Below are 22,744 nucleotides of genomic sequence, written 5' to 3' on the forward strand. Positions count from 1 at the left end.
TTACAATGCGGTCGATTGATGGTGAAAAGCTTTTGAGTCGCCTAGAACAGCTGGGGTCGACCGGCCGAGATTCTCAGGGCCGGCTCACGCGATTAGCTGCTACGGCGGAAGACCGAGCTGCGAGAGACCTTCTTGTATCGTGGGCTAAATGTGCAGGCTTCGACGTCCACATTGATCAGATCGGTAATATCTTCTTTAGTTGGATGGTTGCGGAGAGAGGCAGGAGAGCAAAGCCGATTATGATCGGCTCACATATCGACACTGTAGTTGATGCAGGTATCCTTGATGGCTGTTATGGGGTACTCGCGGGTCTGTCTGTGCTAGAGGCTATTAGAGAAAGTGGTGTAAAAATTTCAAAGCCTATCGTCGTGGCGGCGTTTACAAACGAAGAGGGCGTTCGGTTTACACCCGACCTGATGGGGTCGTTGGTTTACGTGGGTGGACTGGACGTTCAGGAGGCGCTAAATAAGGTCGATATTCATGGTCGAAGGTTGGGGGATGAACTTCTAGCGATCGGATACTTAAATGGCGAAGACTTACCATTCGGATATCCTTCTAGGTACGTTGAGCTTCACATAGAACAGGGGCCGGTGCTTCACTCGGCAGGTAAATCGATTGGAGTGGTGGAAGGCATTACGGGAATTTCGTGGTGGCGTGCAATAGTCGAGGGTAGCGCCAACCACGCGGGTACGACCCCTATGAATCTTCGAAAGGATGCTGGTTATGCTGCGATGCGAATTGCTACCGATCTAATTGACTTTGCCCGACGCGCAGGGTCGAAGGCCGTAGCCACGGTTGGCAGCTTGCACTTTGAACGTGGCGCTATCAACGTTATACCCGCGCGTGTGATCTTTACCGTAGATTTGCGGTGCTCAGACGAAGCCGGGCTAAAGGAACTGGAGTCCGCGCTAGTCGATATTGCTGACAGAGTTTCATCTGAATTCAGCGTGTCTGTGCAAAAAGATCCTTTAGCGCGAACCCATCCCTCTGTAATGGATGAAGCCATCACCGAACAGATAGAAATTGCCGCCCGCAAGCGAGGCCTGTCTTCACTTCGGCTAGTCTCCGGCGCAGCACACGATGCCCAAATGCTATCGCGCGTCGCGCCGGCGGCTATGATTTTCGTGCCGAGTGTAGGAGGGATAAGCCATAGCCCCGCAGAACACACTCCATCAAACGAGTTGGTCAATGGCGCGAACATCTTACTTGACGTTGTTGAGTCGCTAGCCCGGCAGAACGTATAGTGAACCGCGCCAGGTTTGCCGGAGGATCCAAACCTTGAGAAGGTGGAGTCATCACGAGCAAGACGGCGAACAGGTTTTCTCCCCAAGTGCGCCCGCGCGGAACGTTTGGTTCTCGAATACGAGAGTTCGTCACACTGGGCGGCTGTGTCCTCGATCGCGGCGCGAAGATCGGGGACACCGGGCAGACGCTCAATGAGTGGGTGAAGAAGGCGGAGGTCGACAGCGGCGTGCGCGTCGGCCTTCCCAACCAAGTCGCCGAGAAGCTGAAGGCGCTGAGACGGGAGAACCAGGAGTTGCGTCAGGCCAACGAGATCCTGCGCAAGGAACTCGTATTGCCTCACGTAACGATGCTCCCCGAGATTCGAGCGTTGCCTCATCCATTTTGATCCCGGCTGGGCGAAGGAGGCCGGGCGCGGAGATGGCCTCCCCCAGGTTCGTCTTCACCAGATCGCCGGCTTTCTCAGGATCAGCAAGGGCGCGACCACGGTGCCTTTATGGCCGAGAGACGACCGGATTTAGGCGATAAAGCCGTAGCCCGTAGGCTCGCGGGCACACGACGAAACCGGCCGACAATCCGCTGCAAGACCCGGAGCTCGTCCGCAGCCGTCGGCGTTGATCTCGCCGAGAAAACGGGATCTCCCCCTCCCGGGCCCGCTTACGCAATCCCGACGGGGTTTCTCAGCTTCACGACATCGATTCCGGGCGCATCCTTCCCTGAAACGGCTCGTCCCCCTGTGACAAGGATCGGCTCGGACCACCTGCTGAGCGATCCTCGGAGACGCACAGCTTAGAGCCACCTCAGCCACTGAGGCGGACGCACCGTCTTTGTCTCGAGCTACGCACGCGCTTCCTCAATCAACCACTTCGTGAGCACGGCCACTTTTTCAGAAGGTTTCCGCTTTAGATTTAGAGGTTTAACTAGGCAGAAGGCAAAGGAATCCAGCACAAAATCAAATGGAGCTACGAGGCTTCCAGCTGCAATTTCGTCGGAAACAAGCGGCAGACAGCCGAGCTCGATGCCTTGGCCCGATAGAGCCAATTGTACCCGCATAATGGTACTGTCAGAGTAGAGATTGTGGGCAGGCACCAAATCTCTCAGCCCAACCGCATCCAGCCACTCCGGCCAGAAATCATTCTTCGTGTCTCGCAAAAGCGTGCAGCGGCACAGATCCTCTGGAGTCCTGAGTGGCGAATCACCTTTAATTAAGTCGGGGCTGCAGATTGGCGTTAGCGCGCCCGGCATTAGATAGGACACCTCGTACCTTGGATCGTCGAATGAACCCCTCAAGTCAATATCAATATCAACTCCTTCTGATTCGAAATCTATAGTTGAGTTTGTATTCCTCAACCTAATTTCAGCGTCGGGTAAGAAAGACCATAGTTTTCCGATGCGGGGCGAAAGCCACTTCATCGCAAAGTAAGGTCGTGCACTGACTGTCAGCGTTCCGCCACGGGTGTCTTTGGCGAGTTCGTCCACGGCGTTCTGCAAAAGGTCAAAGGCGGCTGAAGCGGCAGGGAGGAGCTTCCGGCCGGCATCCGTAAGCTCGATCTCTCTGCCATTTCGGCGGAACAGCTTCACGTTAAGGTCATCCTCAAGGCGGCGGATCATATGGCTTACCGCGGACGGAGTTACGTTTAGCTCTTCGGCTGCCCGAGAAAGCTTCAGCTCGCGGCCACCGACTGCAAATGCTCGCAAGCAACCTAGCGGAGGGAGTCTGCGTTTCATTTCATCTCCCCCCTCTTTCTTTAGTTTTTGTCATGTCTTCATCCCTCGATTTCAATTGCATCGCCCTCCAGAGCCTATAAACCTAAGGCCGCCGTTGTAAGGTGGACAGAATGGACCGTTGCTGAAATTTCATCTTAGGTCATTTGAAATTTCAAGACAACACAAGAACCTGGACCGTGCCCGTTGCGCCTTTCGCAGCGCGTGGAGAAAGGCAATTTCCCGACAATTCCTGTCCGCCCCTTGCCTCCTCCCAAGCCGGGCAGGGCGCGGGAGCGGTTCGAGAGCCACCTTTTCCCCGGCTTTCACCGCTCCCGCTTCGACTCTCGACGGGTGGAACTGCTCTGTGATCGAGGAGTTCGTTCCAGCCTGGTCGCTGGCACCGATCGTGCGGGCGCCGCAGACATGCGTGGTGTGGATTTAAATCGTAGCCGTGACGTTTGCCACCGAGATTGGCGACGTGCGCCGTTTCGAAAGTCCGCGCCAGCTCATGGGCTATCTTGGCCTTGTTCCTAGCGAGCGCGGTCGACCGGAGAGACAGTCAGACGAGGCGGCATCACCAGCTGGTCGAGAGCGCATGGACCTATAGCATGCGCCGGGAGTCGGCGCGAAGAAGCTGTATCGTCTGGAGCAGGCGCCGCCAGGGGTGAGAGAGATCGCCTGTAAGGCGCAGGCCCGACTGACGGCCGGCTATCGGATGTTGAGCGGACGAGGCAAGAAGGCGACAATGGTCTGGACGACGATAGCGCGCGAGTTGCTCGGCTTCATGTGGGCTGTTGCCAGGGAGGCGCACGCAACCTGATCTAGTCGCTGCACGCGAAACACATCCTTCGCTCATGGGCGGAGGCGGGACCACGGCAGGGGAATGCCCGTCAGACGCTTTGTGGCCGGGAGACCTCATCCTGATCGCCGCGCCGGAGTTGGTCCCATTCCATAACATGTCGGAGCGCTCGCGTGCGCTGAGCGCCGCCCAAGGTTCCTGCGCAGCTTGGGCTTTGTCTATTGCCGTGGAAACCTCCCGGACACCCCATGTCTGGAAGCTCAGCCAACAGCTCGCCTGTCGAGGGGTTGAACACTGAAAAGGGCCGCGTGGCTTCCTCCGCGTTCCGATCAGGCACACCGGCCAGTTCGACAAATAGCTCGGGATTCTGAGTTGTCTGGTCAGGGACTGCGTCACGGTCCAACCGTCGTCTTCCTCATGCCTGCCGCAGCAGCGGCGCATGCTCCATCAACACCAATTTCCAGGCCTTCAACGGAATGCCGAACAGTAGCCGAGGGACACTTGGCCTTGGCCATTCGACGACTGTGACCTCATGGCCTGCTGCTGTGGCTGGTTGATAGGCCCACCTGACGCCGACGATGCCGGGCCCATCATTTCCCAATGATGAACCCGTAAGGCTCTTAAGCGATTGTACCGGTCAGGAGATCCGGACAGAACATGTGGGAGTCCGAGAGCTTCCAAGGTCATGGGCGCGCGGCCTCAAAAACAACGAGCAGATCCTTGGCATCGATCTGGTCGCCGGCCTTGACCAGCACTTCGGCGATCACCCCGTCACGCTCGGCATGCAGCGCCGTTTCCATCTTCATCGCCTCGATCGACAGCAGCACGTCACCCGCCTTGACCGCCTGGCCGGCGGCAACGGCGAGCGCCGAGACGACGCCCGGCATCGGCGCGCCGACTTGCGCCTCGTTGCCCGGCTCCGCCTTGCGCCGGGCCTTGGCGGCGGAAGCGCCATGCGCCCGGTCCGGAACCTTCACCCGGCGTGGCTGGCCGTTGAGCTCGAAGAACACGGTGACCATGCCCTTCTCGTCGACATCGCCGATGGCCAGGCAGCGCACCACCAGCGTCTTGCCCTTCTCGATGTCGACAAAGATCTCGTCCTCCGGCTTCATGCCGTAGAAATAGGTCGGCGTCGGCAGCACGCTCACCGGCCCATAGGTTTCCTGCGCTGAGGTAAAGTCGGAGAAGACCTTCGGGTACATCAGCCACGAGGCGAATTCGAATTCGCTGAGCTTGCGCTCGAGCTTATCTTCGATCTCCTTGCGGCTGGCCTTGAGATTGGCTGCTTTCAGCAGCGAACCGGGCCGCACGGTGATCGGTTTGTCGCCTTTCAGCACCTTCTTCTGCAGTGCCTCCGGCCAGCCGCCGGGCGACTGGCCGAGGTCGCCGCGCAGCATCGACACGACCGAGTCCGGGAAGGCGATATCCCTGGCCGGATTTTCGACATCGGCAACCGTCAGGTCCTGGCTCACCATCATCAGCGCCATGTCGCCGACGACCTTGGACGACGGCGTCACCTTGACGATGTCACCGAACATCAGATTGACGTCGTGATAGGTCTGCGCCACTTCGTGCCAGCGCGTCTCCAGCCCGAGCGAGCGCGCCTGCTCCTTGAGGTTGGTGAACTGCCCACCCGGCATTTCGTGCAGATAGACTTCCGAGGCCGGTCCCTTCAGGTCGCTTTCGAAGGCGGCGTACTGGTTGCGCACCGCCTCCCAGTAGAACGAGATGTTCCTGATCCATTGCGGGTCGAGGCCCGGATCCCGCTCGGTGCCCTTCAGCGCCTCGACGATCGAGCCCAGGCAAGGCTGCGAGGTGTTGCCGGACAGGGCATCCATCGCCGCGTCGATGGCGTCGACACCGCTGTCCACCGCCGCCAGCACCGTCGCCGCCGACAGGCCTGACGTGTCGTGCGTGTGAAAGTGGATCGGCAGGTCGGTCGCCTCGCGCAGCGCCTTGAACAGTGCGCGGGCGGCATTCGGCTTCAAGAGCCCGGCCATGTCCTTGACCGCGACGATATGGGCGCCGGCCGCCTGCAACTCCCTGGCCAGCGCGACGTAGTATTTGAGGTCGTACTTGGCTCGGGCCGGGTCGAGTATGTCGCCGGTGTAGCAGATCGCTGCTTCGATCAGCTTGCCTTCGGCGCCGACCGCGTCCATGGCGACGCGCATGTTGTCGACCCAGTTCAAACAGTCAAAGACGCGGAACAGGTCGACGCCGCCGCTTGCTGCCTGTTTGACGAAATGCTGGACGACATTGTCCGGATAGTTGGTGTAGCCAACGCCGTTGGCGCCGCGCAAAAGCATCTGCAGCAACAGATTGGGCGCTGCCTCGCGCACCAGCGCCAGCCGCTCCCACGGGTCTTCGGTGAGAAAGCGCATGGCGACGTCGAAGGTCGCCCCGCCCCAGCATTCGAGCGACAAAAGCTGCGGCAGTGCGCGCGCATAGGTGCCGGCAATGTGGGCGATGTCATATGTGCGCACGCGTGTCGCGAGCAAGGATTGATGTCCATCGCGCATCGTGGTGTCGGTGACCAGCACCTCTTTGCGTGCGCGCATCCAGGCCGCAAATTTCTCCGGCCCAAGCGCATCGAGCTTCTGCTTGCTGCCATCAGGCACATTGCCGTTGAGATAGGGCACCTTGGGTGCCGCCGCATCGGCCTTCGGCTGCGGCCGGCCGCGCGTCTCGGGATGGCCGTTGACGCTGACATCGGCGAGATAGTTGAGCAGCTTGGTCGCGCGATCCTGCCGCTTCACGCTCGCGAACAGTTCCGGCGTCGTGTCGATGAACTTGGTCGTGTAGGAATTGTCGGCGAAACGCGGGTGATTGATGATCGCCTCGAGGAAGGTGAGGTTGGTCGCCACGCCGCGAATACGGAATTCGCGCAGTGCGCGGTTCATCCGGGCGATGGTCTCGGCCGGCGTCGGCGCCCAGGCCGTCACCTTCTCCAGCAGCGGGTCGTAAAAGCGGGTGATGACCGCGCCCGAATAGGCGGTGCCGCCATCGAGGCGGATGCCGAAACCGGTGGCGCCGCGATAGGCGGTGATGCGGCCATAGTCGGGAATGAAATTATGCTCGGGGTCTTCCGTGGTGATGCGGCACTGCAGCGCGTGGCCGTTGAGCCTGATGTCCTTCTGCTCCGGCACGCCCGATTCCGGCGTGCCGATGGCGAACCCATCGAGGATGTGGATCTGCGCCTTGACGATGTCGATGCCGGTCACCTGCTCGGTGACGGTATGCTCGACCTGGATGCGCGGGTTGACCTCGATGAAATAGAATTTGCCGGTGTCGGCATCCTGCAGGAACTCAACCGTGCCGGCGCCGATATAGCTCGTCTCGCGGGCGATCTTCAGCGCGTAACCGCAAAGCTCTTCGCGCATTGACATTTCCAGATACGGCGCCGGCGCGCGCTCCACCACCTTCTGGTTGCGGCGCTGGATCGAGCAGTCGCGCTCGAACAGGTGCACGGCATTGCCGTGCGTGTCGCCCAGCACCTGCACCTCGACATGACGGGCGCGCTCGATCAGCTTTTCGAGATAGACCTCGTCCTTGCCGAAGGCGGCTTTCGCTTCGCGCTTGCCCTCCGTCACCTCGCGAGCGAGATCGGCTTCCGAGCGGATGGCGCGCATGCCGCGGCCGCCGCCGCCCCACGATGCCTTCAGCATCACCGGATAGCCGATCGTCTTGGCGAGTGCCTTCACCGCCGCCATATCGTCCGGCAACGGATCGGTGGCGGGAATGACAGGCACGCCGACCTCGATGGCGAGATTGCGCGCCGCGACCTTGTTGCCGAGGCGGCGCATCGTGTCCGGCTTGGGTCCAATGAAAATAATGCCGGCCTTGGCGCAGGCTTCGGCGAATTCAGGGCTTTCCGACAACAGCCCATAGCCCGGATGGATGGCATCGGCGCCCGAAAGCCTGGCGACGCGGATCACCTCCTCGATCGACAGATAGCTTTCGATCGGCCCCATATCCCTGGTCAGATGCGGGCCGCGCCCGACCTGATAGCTTTCGTCGGCCTTGAAGCGGTGCAGCGAGTACTTGTCCTCCTCGGCCCAGATCGCCACGGTTTTGAGACCGAGTTCGTTGGCCGCGCGGAAGACGCGGATGGCGATTTCGGAGCGGTTGGCGACAAGGATTTTAGAGATCGGCACTCAGTTCTCCCATGGATGCCCGTGAAGATGCCGTCTGCGTTGCGAGTGCACGCATGAGTGCATGGACTAATGCCGTTTTCTCGTCACTTCGTCACAGGGCCGGTACTAATAGTGCTTGCACTAGTTGAGCGTTTCCGTGATTCGAATCATATCAGGCAGCGTCGGCGAGTTTATAAGACCAAGTGTGGATGACAGGATAGCGATTGACGTCCTCGATACCGGCCATGATGCGTTCCTTGAGTTCGTGCTTTGACGCCACCCGGATGTGACGCAGGACCGAGCGGGCGAACTTGGAGAAGAAGCCTTCGACGAGGTTGAGCCAGGAGCCATGCTTGGGCGTGAAGGTGAACTCGAAGCGGCCGGCCGGTTGGGCGGCGAGCCAGGTTTTGGTCTCTTTTGAGATGTGTGCGGAATGATTGTCGAGGATCAGCTTGATCGCCGCATTGGCCGGATAAGCTGCGTCGAGAAGTTTGAGGAATTCGATGAACTCGCGGCTGCGGTGACGCTCCTTAACCAAGGCGTGGACCTTCCCGGTGAGCAGATCGATCCCCGCCAACAGGCTGAGCGTGCCATGGCGCTTGTACTCATGATCGCGCGCGAAGGTGGCGTAGGCGCCAGGCACGGGCGGCAAATCCGGCGCCGTCGTTGCGATGGCTTGGATTCCCGGCTTCTCATCGTAGGAGACGATCGCACCCGGCTTGCCCGATTTCTTCGACTTGGCGGCGGCCTTTTTCAGGATCTGGACCTCGCGATAGACACACAAGACCTGCGCCATCTTCTGCTCGAATTCGGCGTCGCGGCGTTCCAGATAGTAGCGCACCTTGTGCGGCTTGATTTCCTCTTGGCCGAGGATCTTGCACACCGTGCCCTGAACCAGACGGGCGAGACATTCATATCCGGCCCCCGGTCCGTACTCGCGCGCATGGCGCGCCAGCAACCGCGTCGTCCACAACTCATGCGGACTGCAAGCAGAGATGCAACTTTCGGCTCTCAGCAGTCTTTGACCGGCTAAACCGGTCGAGCCATGAAGTATCCATCTGGGGCACTGCATCGATCAAAAGCTGCGTGTACGGCTCGCGTGGAGCAGCCATAACTTCAGAAGCGTTGCCTTGTTCTACTATTTGGCCACGACGCATCACGACTATTCGATGCGAAATAGCTTCTGCCACGACTAAGTCGTGCGTTATAAATAATAGCGATAGACCTAGTTCGTTCTGGAGTTTACGCAACAACAACAGCACGTCTTTCGCAATTAGCGGATCGAGAGCTGAAGTGACTTCATCACAGATGACGAGCTCCGGAACTGCTGCGAGCGCCCGAGCGATGCAGACCCGCTGCTTTTCACCTCCTGATAGTTTGCTCGAACTCCGATCAGCGTAATTCGGGGGTAGTTCGACCATCCTCAGGAGCTCTCGTATCCTCGCTTCGCGCTCGCCCTTCCTCATTCCAAAGTACAACGACAAGGGCCTGGCTAGAACTCTTCCCACCGTATGTCTGGGATTTAGCGCGCTGTCAGGCGACTGGCTGACCAGTTGAACTTTCTGAAGCAACTTCTTGGACCTGTCTCTGAAAAGAGGCGGCACAATCGAGCCACGGTAAACAATCGTCCCGTTCACATTTGACAGCAGTCCCACAATTGCTTTTGCTAAAGTCGTCTTTCCAGACCCCGACTCACCTATGATTGACACGGTTTCGCGCGGAAAAACTTCGATACCTGCGTTTGCTACGGCCTTTACTAGACCATAGCTGACACTAAGATCTTCGACCGCAAGTAACGCGGCACTTCGATCCACGGAACTGCTGTCTATCCCTACCCTAACCCCCGCACGTGCCGAAATCAGCCGTCTAGTATATTCGGCCTCTGGGGCATCAATGATTTGCTGCTTGGTGCCTTTCTCCACGATGGCGCCCTGGCGAAGAATTACGACATTGTCAGCCACCTGCGCGACGACTGCCAAGTCATGTGAAATATAAATGGCTGCCAACCCCTGATCTCTGATTGTTCGCTTAACGAGATGGAGAAATTCCACTTGAGTGGTGACATCAAGCGCAGTCGTCGGTTCGTCAAAGACAATGATTTTAGGATTACAAGCCATGGCCATTGCGACCATACATCGTTGCAGTTGCCCACCCGAAATTTGATGAGGGTATCTGAACCCAATGCCCTCTGGATCGGGAAGATCAAGTTGACGGAACAGTTCTTTTGCGCGGCGATGTGAATTCGCCTCGTCCACTATTCCATGTTCGGCCGCGACTTCGGCGAATTGATCGACAATTCTATGCGCTGGGTTGAACGACGCGGCAGCACTCTGCGCAACATACGAGATTTTTTGTCCGCGGATAATACGAAGTTCCTCAGCATCGGCCTTCAAGAGATCTTTGCCATCAAACGTCACTGAGCCCGATACCAGACGACAGCCTGGTTTTGCGTAGCCCATTGCTGCGAGCCCTAATGTGGTCTTGCCAGAACCGGACTCCCCAATGAGCCCTAATACCTCACCGCGCCGGATGGCTAGAGAAACGCCGTGCAGGATCGTATTCCATTCACTTCCGTGGCTGGCTTCAGCTACCAGATCACAAATCTGTAACACAACGGACATCTTTGCCATCCTAGATAAGTTCGCGCGAGCCAGACGTAGCATGAAGAAGCCAATCAACTACGAGGTTTACCGCCACCGTTAGCAAGGCGATCGCGAGCGCGGGAAGAAGCGGCGTCATAATGCCATAGGAAATGGCGATTCCGTTTTCACGTACCATACTCCCCCAATCCGCAGTTGGCGGCTGAATTCCGAGCCCGAGAAAACTCAAGCTGCTTATGAACAGAAACACGTAGCAAAATCGAACGCCGAACTCTGCCAGCAATGGCGGCAAAACATTTGGGAAAATTTCGCCCCACATGAGCCACCATCGCGGCTCTCCTCGTAGCTTCGCTATTTCAACGAAATCCATTTCATTGATATCGATTGCGATGGCCCTGCACACTCTAAAAATGCTCGCAACATTGAGAAAACTTATGACAGTGACTAGGACGACGATGGAGCTACCAAAAATAGATATAACACCAAGAGACACGATGAGCGTCGGCAACGCCAGTACAACGTCGGCCGCTCTGGATATGAGTTGGTCCACCCAACCTTTTTGAAGCGATGAGTACAAAGCAGTAGGCACGGCAAATAAGAACGCGATAAGAGTAGTAGCTAGCGCGATGCCAATTGTATTACGCGCACCGAACATCATTCTCGTATACACATCCCTTCCTACTTGATCTGTTCCTAAAAGTACAACTGGGGAATGCTGCAGCGCCTCTGACGACCATATGGGTGGTTCCCAGACCACTCCAACAATTTCTCCCTCCCCGTAAGGCGTAAGCATAGGCGCCAAAGCCACGATCAAAAGATTTGCCACAATGACTAGGAGACCTAGCCTGGCCGACACCGGTATTTTTCGCCACCGTAAAACGCACGACATATACCAATTAATCCTCAGTTTTCAGTTTCGGCGCCGGGGGTTTGAAGCGACCGCGATCATATCGGCGATCATGTTCATAAGAATATAGGCTACTGCAAAAATGAGGCAGCTCGCCTGAATTACTGGGAAGTCACGTTTGGAAACCGAGTCCATGAGCAGTTGGGCGAGACCAGGATATGCGAAGACGACCTCGATCACGACCGTCCCAACAATTAAGTGAGCTAAGTTCAGCACAACAACGTTAATAATCGGTCCCATCGCGTTAGGAAGCGCGTGGCGGGTGATAATCTTTCTAGGCCTGACTCCCTTAAGTCGCGCCATTTCGATATATGGATTAGTAAGCACATTCACAATGGCAGCCCGCGTCATTCGGATAATGTGCGCCATCACTGCAAGTGAAAGAGTAAAGACGGGGAGAGCCGATGCGTAGAGCCGACCCGCTATTCCAGAGTTTCCGTCAACGTCCGCAATGCTCGGGAACAGGCCAAGCTGATAGGAAAATAACACGATAAGTATATAAGCGACGAAAAAGTCTGGGAAAGAGATCCCCGTCAGAGCGACTGCCGAAATAGTTCTATCGAACGCTGTATTGCGATAGATAGCGCTCAAGATGCCCAGTGCCAATGAAATCGGAATCGACACCAGGGCGGTGGCTGCGAATAAAAACAGCGTATTATAGAAGCGGGGGCGGATGAGGTGTATGACATCCTGTCCATTGGCCAGGGACCTACCAAAATCTCCTGTCAGTACACCATGCAGCCATTGAAAGTACCGCATGTAGAGTGGCAGGTCCAAGCCAAGTTCACGCCTGAACGCTTCGACTGTCTCGGGCGTCGCGGCTTGACCGAGAACCGTCTGTGCAACATCCCCTGGCAGTGCATTCACACCGATTGAAATCACGACTGTGACGATCACGAGCGTAACCAAGCTCAGGGTCGCCCGATTGATAACCGCTGACGCGGTTGTGCTCATTGTTCCATCCCTATTTTTGCCCGGAGGTCCGGCCGCAAGCTTTGGAGCCCGGAGAAACCGTGGCTACTATGATTGGACCGACGCATCGACAAAAGTGAAACTATCTCAAGTGAGGGGGACAAGTCTTCACTTTTGTGTTGGGGTCGTTGAGCCCTATGGTGGTCTGCCATGACAATTAACAAGGCATGGAGATCGCGTTTGTCGCGGCGCAACCATGTCATCATCAGAGGTGAGCGAAATGAACCGAAGTGACGTGGGAATTATCGTACCGAACACGGGCGATTCAATGGAACTCAGCAGGCGGCGATTCATCAAGGTGGCCGGTGTGGCTGGTATCGCAACTCTGCTCGGACAAATCGCTCCCGCTTCGGTTTTGGCAGCAACTCCAACAAAGGGCGGGCATTTTCGCGTCGGATGCGACGACGGCAATACGGCAGATAGCCTAGAGCCCGGTTCATACACGACGAATTTTTTGAATCTTCTGACCAAGGCAAAAAATAACTATTTGGTCGAGATTGCAGAGGATAATAGCATTATTCCGGAACTAGCGACGCACTGGGAACCCTCAAACGGAGGCCAGGTCTGGGTCTTTGACCTCCGTCGTGATGTCGAATTCCACAACGGAAAGACGCTTACATCGGACGATGTGATCGCTTCTCTCAATTTCCATCGTGGGGAGAATTCAAAGTCCGCCGCAAAATCGCTGATGGATCAGATTGATGAGATAACGGCGGATGGCAAATCTCGCATTGTAATCAAGCTCCGCAGCGGAAGCGCCGACCTGCCATATTTTTTTACTGAATTGAACCTCCCGATTATGCCATCTAATATGAGCGGGACCATCGATTGGGAAAGCGGCGTGGGAACCGGCGGGTATAAGTTGCAACGGTTCGAGCCAGGTTCCAGAGCGGAGCTCATTCGAAACCCGAATTACTTTAAGTCTGGCAGAGCGCACTTCGAGGCCGTAACGCTGATCGCAATGCCGGATACCAATAGCAGGCAAAATGCGGTTTCCACAGGTGAGATCGACGCCATGCTGGAGTGCGATCTTAGAACCGTAAAGTTATTGCAGAGAAATCCTGATGTCCGAATCGATGCAGTCGAGGGAGGATCCTACGCAAGCTTTCCTATGCAGATTGGTATGAAGCCCTTCGACAGTAATGATGTTCGAATGGCAATAAAATACAGCATCGACCGAGAATTGGCAGTCAAGACCGTTCTCGGAGGATTCGCCTCCGTGGGCAACGACCATCCTATTCCTAAGGCATCTGAGTTCTTCGACGCGAGTATCGAGCAAAGGCACTATGATCCTGAAAGGTCCCGGTACCACCTAAAAAAGGCGGGCCTGGAAAACCTTCGCGTTCAGCTGCACACGTCCGAAGCGGCGTTCCCCGGAGCTGTTGATATGGCGGCCATGTTCAAAGCGACAGCGCAGCCCGCCGGAATCGATGTCGACATAGTGCGTCAGCCCAAGGACGGCTATTGGTCCGACGTTTGGATGAAAAAACCGTTCTGTGCATCGTTCTGGGGCCAACGACCTACGCCAGACATGATTTTCTCTCTTGGGTATGCTGCGGACGCCCCATGGAACGAAACTGGTTTTAAGAACCCTAGGTTCAACGAGTTGCTAAGGGCTGCTCGCACGGAGTTCGACAAAGCGAGACGAACCGAGATGTATCACGAAATGCAATCTCTCGTCCGGGATGATGGCGGCTCCATTATTCCATTCTTCAAGCAATGGGTCGGTGCGCGGCGTTCCAATGTCGAGCATAGCGGGGGAATTTCGGGTGACTGGCCACTTGACGGAGGGCGCGGCGTAGAGCGCTGGTGGTTTTCTCCGTGAACATACGTCAGTGAAGAGTAGATCTTTGCTGTCGTGCCTCTGAAGCGCATATAAATGACGCGCGGCATGAACGGGGCCGAGGAAGACAGAGCTAGTCAGCCCTGTCTGGTGCTTATTTGCTAATGATTGAGGTGTTGCAGCGCTGTGCATTGTTTCAACCTGCTGAGCGCGCCGAGGTACGGGGGTACCCGAGCGCTGGAGAGTTGAACTGCTGGTCCCGGCCATAAAGCAGATTTCAATTGTATTCAGTTAACTGTTAACTGCACACCACGCCGGGCTTTTGAAAGCATTGCCAGCGCCGCTAATCCTTGTGGTCGCCCTGAACTGACGTCACGATGCAGTGCATATAGCGACCGCGGAAAACCACCAGCGAGCCCGGCTCCTGCGGCAGATGCACTTCGTCTCGATCCCCATCCAATACGTCACTGCTTTAAGCGCTCATTATGGGCTGCTCGGCTGCTCTAAGTCGGCATGATCAGCATTCCCGTCCGAGAAGACCGCACTTGCTTGAGAGCCACAGTTCATTTTTCCATTCTTCACCCCCAAACGTGACTTTTGTTCACAAATGGATCGCCATGCGTCGCAAATTGCCTTCTTTGAATGCTCTTCGTGTCTTTGAAGTAGCCGCCCAATTCCAAAGCTTCACCCGAGCAGCGGAAGAGCTGAATGTGACCCATGGATCGGTCAGCAAGCATGTAAAAAACTTGGAACACAGCCTAGGCACAGGCCTCTTCGAGCGATCTACCCGGCGAATGACGCTAACGAACGAAGGACACGCGCTTCTGCAGTCGACCAAAGAAGGGTTTGATGTGATTGAGCAGGCGCTGCTCGCAATAAATCAGAAGAAAAATGGGAGCCAGCGCCTATTGATCCTATGCGATGCGGATTTTGCCAGCCTCCGGTTAATGCCCCGTATCAAAGAGCTGCGCGAAGGTCTTGGGGGCGCTCGCGTTGAGATCGAGGCTGTGGAGGGAGCCAGCAGAAACCACTTGGATAGCGGTGACTGCGCCATTTGGTATGGACCGCGAAGTAGCCGCAGTGCGCATTCTGAGAAGCTATTTTCGTCCACATTGTTTCCAGTTGCTAGTCCGGCCTTGCAGACTGCCACCGCCCCCCTCAAGACACCGGCCGATCTTCGCCTACACACGCTTTTGCACGATCGCAGCACCGAAGAGTGGAGGCGTTATTTCCAGGTAGCCGGTCTGAAGGACCTTGGCTATGATGACGGCGAAATCTTGGGCACGTCATCGTTAACTCTCCAGGCCACATTGCGAGGGATGGGTGTTGCGATTGGCGATAACTTTCTCTGCGCCCGGCATCTTAGAGAAGGCACGCTGGTTCGGCCTTTCGGACCCTCTTTCCCCTCATCGAACAGCTATTTCATTTCCTACAATCCTTTAAGCTCGCGACAGCGCCTGATCGGGCTGTTCAGACAATGGATCAGAAACTCGAAACAGATCCTGTAGTCATGTACGGCATCAGAACGCTACCCCAACTGGCGAGGAACCGGACAATGGCGAGCGTTCACTGAGTTCCCGACAATACGGGTGCTCTGATCCCCTGAAACTGGATCGTTTTTGGTTAGAGTTTTCCGCGTGTGATTCCCGGCTGGGGAATAGAGCGGAGAGCGATGAAGGCATCGAAGTTTTCGGACGCGCAGAAGGCGTTCATCATCAAGCAAGGCGACGACGGCATGCCGGTTGCGGATATCTGCCGCAAGGCGGGGATCAGCCAGGCGACCTATTTCAACTGGCGCAAGAAGTACCAGGGTCTGCTGCCTGACGAGATACGGCGGCTGCGGGCTCTTGAGGAAGAGAACAGCCGGTTGAAGAAGATCGTTGCGGACCTGACGCTTGACCGGGAGATGCTGCAGGACGTCATCCGCCGAAAGCTCTGAGGCCTGCCCGCAAGCGCAAGCTGGTCGACGGGATGTTGGCGGCATGGGGCGTATCGATCCGGAGGGCTTGCCAGGCTCTGAAGTTCGACACGTCCACCTACCACTACAAATCCCGTCGCCTCGGGCAGGCGGGTCTCGAAAGCCGCATCAAGGAGATTTGCGAGACGCGCGTGCGGTTTGGCTACCGCCGCGTGCATGTCTTGCTGTGCCGGGAAGGATGGACGATCAACATGAAGAAGACACGCCGGATTTACAATGAGTTAGGCCTGCAACTCCGTAACAAGCTTCCGAAGCGTCGCGTGAAGGCCAAGCTGCGCGAGGCCCGCCAGGAAGCGTCTGGACCCAACGATGTCTGGGCGATGGATTTTGTCCAAGACCAGCTCGCCACGGGCAAAAAGCTGCGCATTCTGACCGTCGTGGATACCCACTCGCGCTTCTGTCCCGCAACCGATCCGCGATTTGCATATCGCGGCGAAGATGTGGTGGATACCCTTGAACTCGTGTGCAAGCGGATCGGCTATCCGAAGACGATACGCGTCGACAATGGCAGCGAGTTCATCTCGCGAGATCTCGACCTGTGGACCTATGCCAACAACGTCACCCTGGACTTCTCGCGGCCGGGAAAGCCGACCGACAATGGCTTCATTGAGGCCTTCAACAGCAAGCTCAGGAGCGAATGTCTGAATGCCCACTGGTTCATGACGCTTGCAGACGCGAAGGAAAAGTTGGAGGATTGGCGCAGATACTACAACGAGGATCGTCTTCACTCGGCAATCGGATACAACGTCCCGATTGCGCTGCATAATCCCGGTGACGCAACCAGCCCGTCACCATGATCGGAGCCGGAAAACTCCACCAGCCGGCGATCCAATCTTCGGTCTCAGAGCAACGAAACCTAGGACTCTCCCTCAAGCCGGAGGAGAATAGGGTCTCAGGTCACGGGGCACTCATCCGTTCATGATCCTATATCACCCATCATTGAGGGCACTTCACTTGTGGGCCCGAAATCCGCTGCTAGTTTCCTGGCGAACGAGATTGTGGTTCAAGGGAAGAGAGGCCAGTCATGAATGAACTATTCTCTGAACGTGCGAAAACGCTGCTCAAAACCGTTGATACAAACCGCATGATCGTAGAGCGTCGCGAGCGTTTGCAGTCCGAAATGAGAAAATCGGGCGTATCGGCATGCATCTTCTTTTTGCCAGCGAACGTCCGTTATGCGACGGGCGTCTCCGTTATGGATGTTCATTGTCTGGCGGCATCAGAAAGATACTGCATCGTAGGGGCGACAGGCGATCCCATTCTCTACGAATGGGAGGCGGCCCTCGAGCGATCAAATAAGGTCGTGAGAGATGTTAGACCGGCACTATGGTGGCAATACCAGGGTGAGCGTGGCAAACGCTTGATCGCCCAGTTTGTCGGCGAAACGAAGCAAGCGCTGAGGGAACTTGGAGTCGAACCGAATGCTCTCATCGCAGTGGATCGGGTTGACCCTTCGGCTGTATTTGCTCTTCAGAAGGCTGGGCTTAACCTTGTTAGTGCAAGCCCTGTAACAGACGCGGCTAGAGAGATTAAAACTATCGATGAGGCGATGCTGATGCGCATCAATGGCGAGATTGGCCGCGACATGCTATCTGAATTCGAGCGTGCAATCGTGCCAGGCATAAGAGAAATCGATCTTTTGGGGGTACTGACAGAGTCTCTAATTCGTCGTGATGGAATAGTAGTCTTCACGAGACTGGTTTCATCCGGTCAAAATTCGAATCCCTGGGGCACGGAGGCTTCCAACAAAAAAGTTCAAGATGGCGAATTGGTCGCTCTCGACACGGATGCAACAGGTTTTGAGGGATATGTTATTGATGTTTCACGAACGTTTATGTGCGGGGACGTAAAGCCCACGGACGATCAACGACACCTATATCGCCTGGCGAAAGAGCAGCTTATTGCAATGAGAGAGGCTGTCCGCCCGGGGCTATGTTACGCTGAGTTTGCGAGTATGATTCCCGCTCTCCCTGAGAAATATCGGCATCAGGCATATGATAGCGTCGTTCACGGTGCTGGTCTAATGAACGAAGGGCCGGTTATTTACCAGCCCTGGAGCGACAACAACCCCCACGACCGATATCTTCAGGAAAATATGGTTCTATGCCTTGAAGCTTATGTCGGAGAGGTGGGCGGATCTTGTGGTGTAAAACTGGAAGACCAGGTCTTAGTGACAAAAGGCGGCTGCGAACTACTCGTCGATTTCCCGTTTGACGATCGGCTAAGCGCGTAGCCTACCTCAGAGACAACTGACTGTATAATACCGCGTTTAGAGTCCGTTTTGAAAATCAGGGATGGGCATTTCGTCGGACGAGGTTTCCACCCATGGCGACGAGGATCATGGCGTGAGAGACGTCGATGCGCTGTTCATAATCGCGCACGAGGCGTCGCCAGCGCGTCATCCATCCGAAGGTGCGCTCGACGACCCAGCGGCGGGGCAGGACCTGGAACCCCTTCTGGTCGTCGGATCGACGGATGATCTCGACCACGAAGTCGAGATAGGCGGCTTTGTCCATGAGCTTCAGCCGGTCATAGGCGCTGTCGGCGAACAGATGCTTCACCCAGGGCCAACGCTTGCGGATGCCGTCCAGGACCGCCTGAGCCCCGGCACTGTCGGAGATGTCGGCGGTGGTGAGATTGACCATCAAGAGCCGCCCATCCGTATCGACGGCAATGTGTCGCTTGCGGCCGACAATCTTCTTGCCGGCGTCGTAACCCCTTGTTTCAGCTTGCGGAGCCTTGACCGACTGGCTTCTCTATTCGGCGGTTTGAAGTCAAGCGCCTTCTAGCTCTTTTCCGTCGCGCCGGCGTTGGACGTCTTTCGCGGGGCCTTGCTTCTCTCCGGGATCGGCGCTCTGGCCCTACCCTCTATGGGGATTCAGAAGAATGGGGTGGAACAATCTGTCGAGCGCCTTGATTGCCGATGATGGGCAATCGAGCCAAGCCAGTCGACGAACTCGCCTCATCCTCGTCCCGCGAAGGACAGCTTTTCCACCGGTGGGCGGAACTCGTGTCGTCCCCGTCTATCGGGGGGCGATGTTTATCAATTGTTCAGCCGGCGACCGGCATGATTTCCGTCCTGGTCCAGCGGAACTGTGTGCCGTCGCTCCAGATGCGATGCATGATCACCGCCAGCCGGCGGGCGAGCGCAACGATGGCTTTCTGCTGGCCGCGCCGCTTGGCGACGTCCATCGCCCAGGCCTTCAGCCAGGACCATTTCGTCACCCGCGTCAGCAGGGTCTGCGCGGCCTCGTAGAGCAACGTTCGCATCATGCCGTCGCCGCATAGCGAGATCCGCCCACCCGGCGGCTTTCGCCCGATTCATGGAGCGCCGGCGTCAGGCCCAAAATCGGACCGACCGCCTTGGAGTTGCGGAAGCGGGCGGGGATATCGATCGTCGCGGTGTAGGCCAGCGACACGACCGGGCCGACACCGGGGATCGACATCAGCCGGCGGCAAACCTCATCATCCCGGACGATCGCCAGAAGCTTGCGGTGCAGGGCGGCATAATTCTGGCGCAGCTTGCGGCGCGCGTCGAGCAACGGTTCGACGATCTCGGCCAGATCGGGCATGCCTTCGGTGAGCTCGCGGATCCGCTCCTCAAACTTGACCGCACCGACCTTGCCAACCTTGAGACCGAAGTTGCGCAACAGCCCGCGGATGTCGTTCTCGATGGCAATCGCCTTTTCCTTTAGGAGCTTGCGCGCCGTCAGCAGCGCCCGGCGCTTCTGGCTCGTCAGGGTCTTGACATGCACCGGGCGGAACAGATTGACCCGCATCATCTGCGCGATCCCGCGCGCATCATTGCGGTCGGTCTTGTTCGGCTGCGCCTTCAGGAATGCGTTGACGTGACGCGTCTCAATGCAAACCACTGGCAAGCCGGCTTTGGCAAGCCCCTCGAACAGCCATTGCGACAAAGGTCCGGCTTCAAGCCCGACGCGTTCCAACCGCCAGGCCGGCGGATCCTTGAGCATCCGCGCAAGATCCTCGGGGTGGGTCGGCACCTTCACCTCGCGGCACACCGTGCCTGTTTCGTCGACGATGCAAATTGCGGTCTCTTTCACCGAGACGTCCAATCCTGCATAATGTTTCATGCTGCGCTTCTCCTTCCTGATGGCTTGTGGCTGTTCCAGGGAACCGACCACGTTTTATCATCAGCTCGAAGCGCAGCACCTTGATGGCATCACCGCCAAAAGATGAGGCTCAAGCCGAATACCCCATCTGTCGATCACGCCAGCCGTGGGACTGGCCTCGCGCCCAGCCTGCGCATTTCGCAAAAACGGGACAGTCGTTCCGCTAAATCGCGGACAGCGCTTGGCGCCCTGGCGACACTGCTCCGGGACACGGGTGCCCCATCGCAATCGCAGGAGATGGGCGCAGCATTGGGCTCTCACGACGCGAATCGGGGAGATGTCCATGCCGCGCCAGCCCACGACATACCAGTTCGATCTGTTCTCGAAGCTGAACGACGCCGAGACGGTGCAGACGCCGCAATGGCAGGCGCTGCCCGCCGAGACGCGCCGATCAGTGACGAAGCTGATTGTCAGCCTGATTCTCGATCACGTCGACGGCGACCGCTCTCCCGGACGGGAGGAGGTGCGTCATGATGCATGAGAAGATCAGACCGCACCATCTGGAGCGCAAGGCGATCCTGTATGTGCGGCAGTCGTCAGCCCATCAGGTCCTGCACAATCGCGAGAGCAGCGCCCTGCAATATTCGATGCGCGATCGCCTGACGTCGCTCGGTTGGTCTCGCATCGACACGATCGACGACGATCTCGGCCGTTCGGCCGCTGGCGGCGTCGCCCGCGCCGGTTTCGACCGGATGGTCGCAGAGGTTTGTCTCGGCAAGGTCGGGGCGGTTGCGGCACGGGAGGTATCGCGGTTTGCCCGCAATAGCCGCGACTGGCAGCAGCTCATCGAGATGTGCCGCGTCGTCGACACTGTGCTGATCGACCAGGAGACGGTCTATGCGCCGCGCCAGGGCAATGATCGGCTGCTGCTGGGATTGAAGGGCAGTCTCAACGAGTATGAACTCGATCTTCTGCGCCAGCGTTCGCTTTCGGCCCGCTACGAAAAGGCCCGCCGCGGCGAACTCGTTGTTGCAGCCCCTGTGGGCTTCGTAAAGGTCGGTGATCGCCTGGAGAAGGATCCGGATCGCCGCGTGCAGAAGGCCATCACACTGGCGTTCGAAAGGTCGCCGAACTCGGCAGTGCCCGGCAAGCCTTGATGTGGTTCCTCGAGCATGGGCTGGATTTGCCCGCCAAGCGCAACAATGGCGATATTGTCTGGCGTCGGCCGAACTATGCCACCCTCCACCGGATGATCGAGAACCCGATCTACAGACGGTCATCGGTCATCACGCGAGAGCAACATTTGCAAAATGCTTCTGCACCCCATGCGATCGGCGGGTCAGCCTGGGCGGATCGGGGGGCAAGACACTGCCACGACGCCTAATGGCTGTCGTTTGCGGTGATTTCCTTCACGCGCTTAATCCGTAAGCGCTGTTCTCAGGCCACGGCCTTGAGCTCGGGAGCCCGGATGTAGGCCCAGGGCAGCAGGTCGTCGATCTGGCTGTTCGGATGGCCATTGACGATCCTGGTGAGGACATCGGTGAGATAGCCGAGCGGCTCGACACCGCTGAGTTTGCAGGTTTCGATCAGTGACGCGATGACAGCCCAGTGTTCGGCGCCGCCGTCAGAGCCTGCGAAGAGGGCGTTCTTGCGGTTGAGCGCGATCGGACGGATGGAGCGCTCGACCACGTTGTTGTCGATCTCGATGCGACCGTCGTCGAGGAAGCGCGAGAGCCCTTCCCAGCGTGAGAGCGTATAGCGGATCGCCTCTGCGAGCTTGGTCTTCTGACTGATCAGGCCGAGCTTCTCACGCAGCCATGGGTCGAGTGCCGCGATGATTGGAGTACTCTTTTCCTGACGCGCAGCGCGGCGCTCGTTGGCCGATCGGCCGCGGATGGCGTCCTCGATCTTGTAGAGCTCGGCAATCCGTCTCAGCGCCTCGCTGGCAATCGGCGCGGGACCAGCTGCTGCCAGTTCATAAAAGCGTCGGCGCACGTGTGCCCAGCAGAAGGCGAGCGTGACGCCACTCTTTTCGGCCAGCACGCGATAGCCGCCATAGCCGTCGACCTGCAAGATCCGGGTGAAGCCTGCGAGATGAGCGATCGGACGCTCGGCCCTTCGGTCCGGCGCATAGACATAGGCGACGCCCGGCGGGTCGCCGCCATTCCATGGTCGGTCATCGCGGGCATAGGCCCAGAGTTGGCCTGTCTTCGTCTTGCCGCGGCCGGGATCGAGCACCGGCGCCGTGGTTTCGTCAGCAAAGAGCTTCGGCGAAGCCTTCAGCTTGCCAAGCAGCCGCTCATGCACCGGACGCAGATGCCAGGCGGCGCGGCCGACCCAGTCGGCGAGCGTGGAGCGATCGAGATTGATGCCCTGCCGGGCGTAGATCTGCGCCTGACGATAAGATGTTGCGCACGGAATTATGCTGCGGAGGCTCCGGTTCTCCCTGAGTTCCAGGCGATTCCAGGCAATCTGCGCGGCGACAATCAAGGTGAGACTCAGCGTCAATCAGGATGAGACTCGGCGGCGGGGGTGTGACGAAGGGAGGGC

General features: G+C 57.6%; 12 protein-coding genes and 7 pseudogenes. 9 read left to right on the forward strand and 10 right to left on the reverse strand.

The genetic code is table 11. The features are described from left to right. Positions 1 to 5: 5 nt before the first annotated feature. Entirely contained in the window at positions 6 to 1,244 is a 1,239-nt protein-coding gene (locus EOD29_RS24445) for a Zn-dependent hydrolase (protein ID WP_127248149.1), read from the forward strand. 50 nt (positions 1,245 to 1,294) lie between these two features. Beyond that, positions 1,295 to 1,567 (forward strand): annotated as a pseudogene (locus EOD29_RS24450) (transposase); the annotation flags it as partial. A gap of 512 nt (positions 1,568 to 2,079) precedes the next feature. Here the strand turns inward: EOD29_RS24450 and EOD29_RS24455 are convergent. Continuing rightward, entirely contained in the window at positions 2,080 to 2,970 is an 891-nt protein-coding gene (locus EOD29_RS24455) for a LysR family transcriptional regulator (protein WP_127248150.1), read from the reverse strand. Positions 2,971 to 3,310: 340 nt separating this feature from the next. On the opposite strand from EOD29_RS24455, the pseudogene EOD29_RS24460 reads away from it, so the two are divergent. Then, positions 3,311 to 3,769 (forward strand): annotated as a pseudogene (locus EOD29_RS24460) (transposase); the annotation flags it as partial. Between the two features lie 129 nt (positions 3,770 to 3,898). Here EOD29_RS24460 and EOD29_RS37250 read toward each other — a convergent pair. The 6 genes and pseudogenes from EOD29_RS37250 to EOD29_RS24490 all read right to left on the reverse strand — a co-directional run. Next, a pseudogene (locus tag EOD29_RS37250) lies at positions 3,899 to 4,189 on the reverse strand (aldehyde dehydrogenase family protein); the annotation flags it as partial. A gap of 242 nt (positions 4,190 to 4,431) precedes the next feature. After that, positions 4,432 to 7,902, reverse strand: coding sequence for a pyruvate carboxylase (gene pyc / locus EOD29_RS24470; RefSeq protein ID WP_127248151.1), 3,471 nt, complete (start codon positions 7,900 to 7,902; stop codon positions 4,432 to 4,434). Positions 7,903 to 8,053: 151 nt separating this feature from the next. After that, positions 8,054 to 8,863: pseudogene (locus EOD29_RS24475) on the reverse strand (IS630 family transposase); the annotation flags it as partial. Next, positions 8,856 to 10,544 carry an ABC transporter ATP-binding protein gene (locus EOD29_RS24480; RefSeq protein WP_348630443.1) on the reverse strand — a complete coding sequence of 563 codons (1,689 nt, stop codon included), beginning with the start codon at positions 10,542 to 10,544 and terminating at the stop codon, positions 8,856 to 8,858. The pseudogene EOD29_RS24475 and the gene EOD29_RS24480, both read right to left, overlap by 8 nt. Beyond that, the gene (locus EOD29_RS24485; protein WP_245475409.1) at positions 10,513 to 11,139 is read right to left on the reverse strand and encodes an ABC transporter permease; all 627 of its coding nucleotides are present in this window, start codon (positions 11,137 to 11,139) and stop codon (positions 10,513 to 10,515) included. Before EOD29_RS24485 ends, EOD29_RS24480 begins: the two co-directional genes overlap by 32 nt. A gap of 252 nt (positions 11,140 to 11,391) precedes the next feature. Beyond that, positions 11,392 to 12,342 carry an ABC transporter permease gene (locus EOD29_RS24490; RefSeq protein ID WP_127248154.1) on the reverse strand — a complete coding sequence of 317 codons (951 nt, stop codon included), beginning with the start codon at positions 12,340 to 12,342 and terminating at the stop codon, positions 11,392 to 11,394. A 238-nt stretch (positions 12,343 to 12,580) separates the two neighbouring features. Between EOD29_RS24490 and EOD29_RS24495 the strand changes: the two genes are divergently transcribed. The 4 genes from EOD29_RS24495 to EOD29_RS24510 all read left to right on the forward strand — a co-directional run bounded on the left by EOD29_RS24495 (position 12,581) and on the right by EOD29_RS24510 (position 18,354). Continuing rightward, the gene (locus EOD29_RS24495; protein WP_164763827.1) at positions 12,581 to 14,185 is read left to right on the forward strand and encodes an ABC transporter substrate-binding protein; all 1,605 of its coding nucleotides are present in this window, start codon (positions 12,581 to 12,583) and stop codon (positions 14,183 to 14,185) included. Between the two features lie 503 nt (positions 14,186 to 14,688). Further along, entirely contained in the window at positions 14,689 to 15,651 is a 963-nt protein-coding gene (locus EOD29_RS24500; RefSeq protein WP_164763828.1) for a LysR substrate-binding domain-containing protein, read from the forward strand. Positions 15,652 to 15,815: 164 nt separating this feature from the next. Further along, a protein-coding gene (locus EOD29_RS24505; protein WP_127248157.1) for an IS3 family transposase occupies positions 15,816 to 16,918 on the forward strand; the annotation gives its coding sequence in 2 pieces (ribosomal slippage) (positions 15,816 to 16,077 and positions 16,077 to 16,918; 1,104 coding nt in all). 227 nt (positions 16,919 to 17,145) lie between these two features. After that, positions 17,146 to 18,354 (forward strand): Xaa-Pro peptidase family protein, encoded by a 1,209-nt coding sequence (locus EOD29_RS24510; protein WP_127248158.1) that lies wholly within the window; start codon positions 17,146 to 17,148, stop codon positions 18,352 to 18,354. Positions 18,355 to 18,409: 55 nt separating this feature from the next. Here the strand turns inward: EOD29_RS24510 and EOD29_RS24515 are convergent. Both EOD29_RS24515 and EOD29_RS24520 read right to left on the reverse strand, forming a co-directional pair. After that, positions 18,410 to 18,874 (reverse strand): annotated as a pseudogene (locus tag EOD29_RS24515) (IS5 family transposase); the annotation flags it as partial. A 298-nt stretch (positions 18,875 to 19,172) separates the two neighbouring features. Then, positions 19,173 to 20,215, reverse strand: a pseudogene (locus tag EOD29_RS24520) (IS110 family transposase). 322 nt (positions 20,216 to 20,537) lie between these two features. Between EOD29_RS24520 and EOD29_RS24525 the strand changes: the two are divergent. Then, on the forward strand, positions 20,538 to 20,735 hold the full coding sequence (locus EOD29_RS24525; protein ID WP_127248159.1) for a hypothetical protein: 198 nt from the start codon (positions 20,538 to 20,540) through the stop codon (positions 20,733 to 20,735). Beyond that, the gene (locus EOD29_RS24530) at positions 20,725 to 21,351 is read left to right on the forward strand and encodes a recombinase family protein (protein ID WP_245475410.1); all 627 of its coding nucleotides are present in this window, start codon (positions 20,725 to 20,727) and stop codon (positions 21,349 to 21,351) included. Before EOD29_RS24525 ends, EOD29_RS24530 begins: the two co-directional genes overlap by 11 nt. Before the next feature lie 280 nt (positions 21,352 to 21,631). Here the strand turns inward: EOD29_RS24530 and EOD29_RS24535 are convergent. Next, a pseudogene (locus EOD29_RS24535) lies at positions 21,632 to 22,597 on the reverse strand (IS66 family transposase); the annotation flags it as partial. Positions 22,598 to 22,744 lie beyond the last annotated feature (147 nt).

This window comes from Mesorhizobium sp. M1A.T.Ca.IN.004.03.1.1 (assembly GCF_003997555.1).
In the GTDB taxonomy this organism is placed as follows: domain Bacteria; phylum Pseudomonadota; class Alphaproteobacteria; order Rhizobiales; family Rhizobiaceae; genus Mesorhizobium.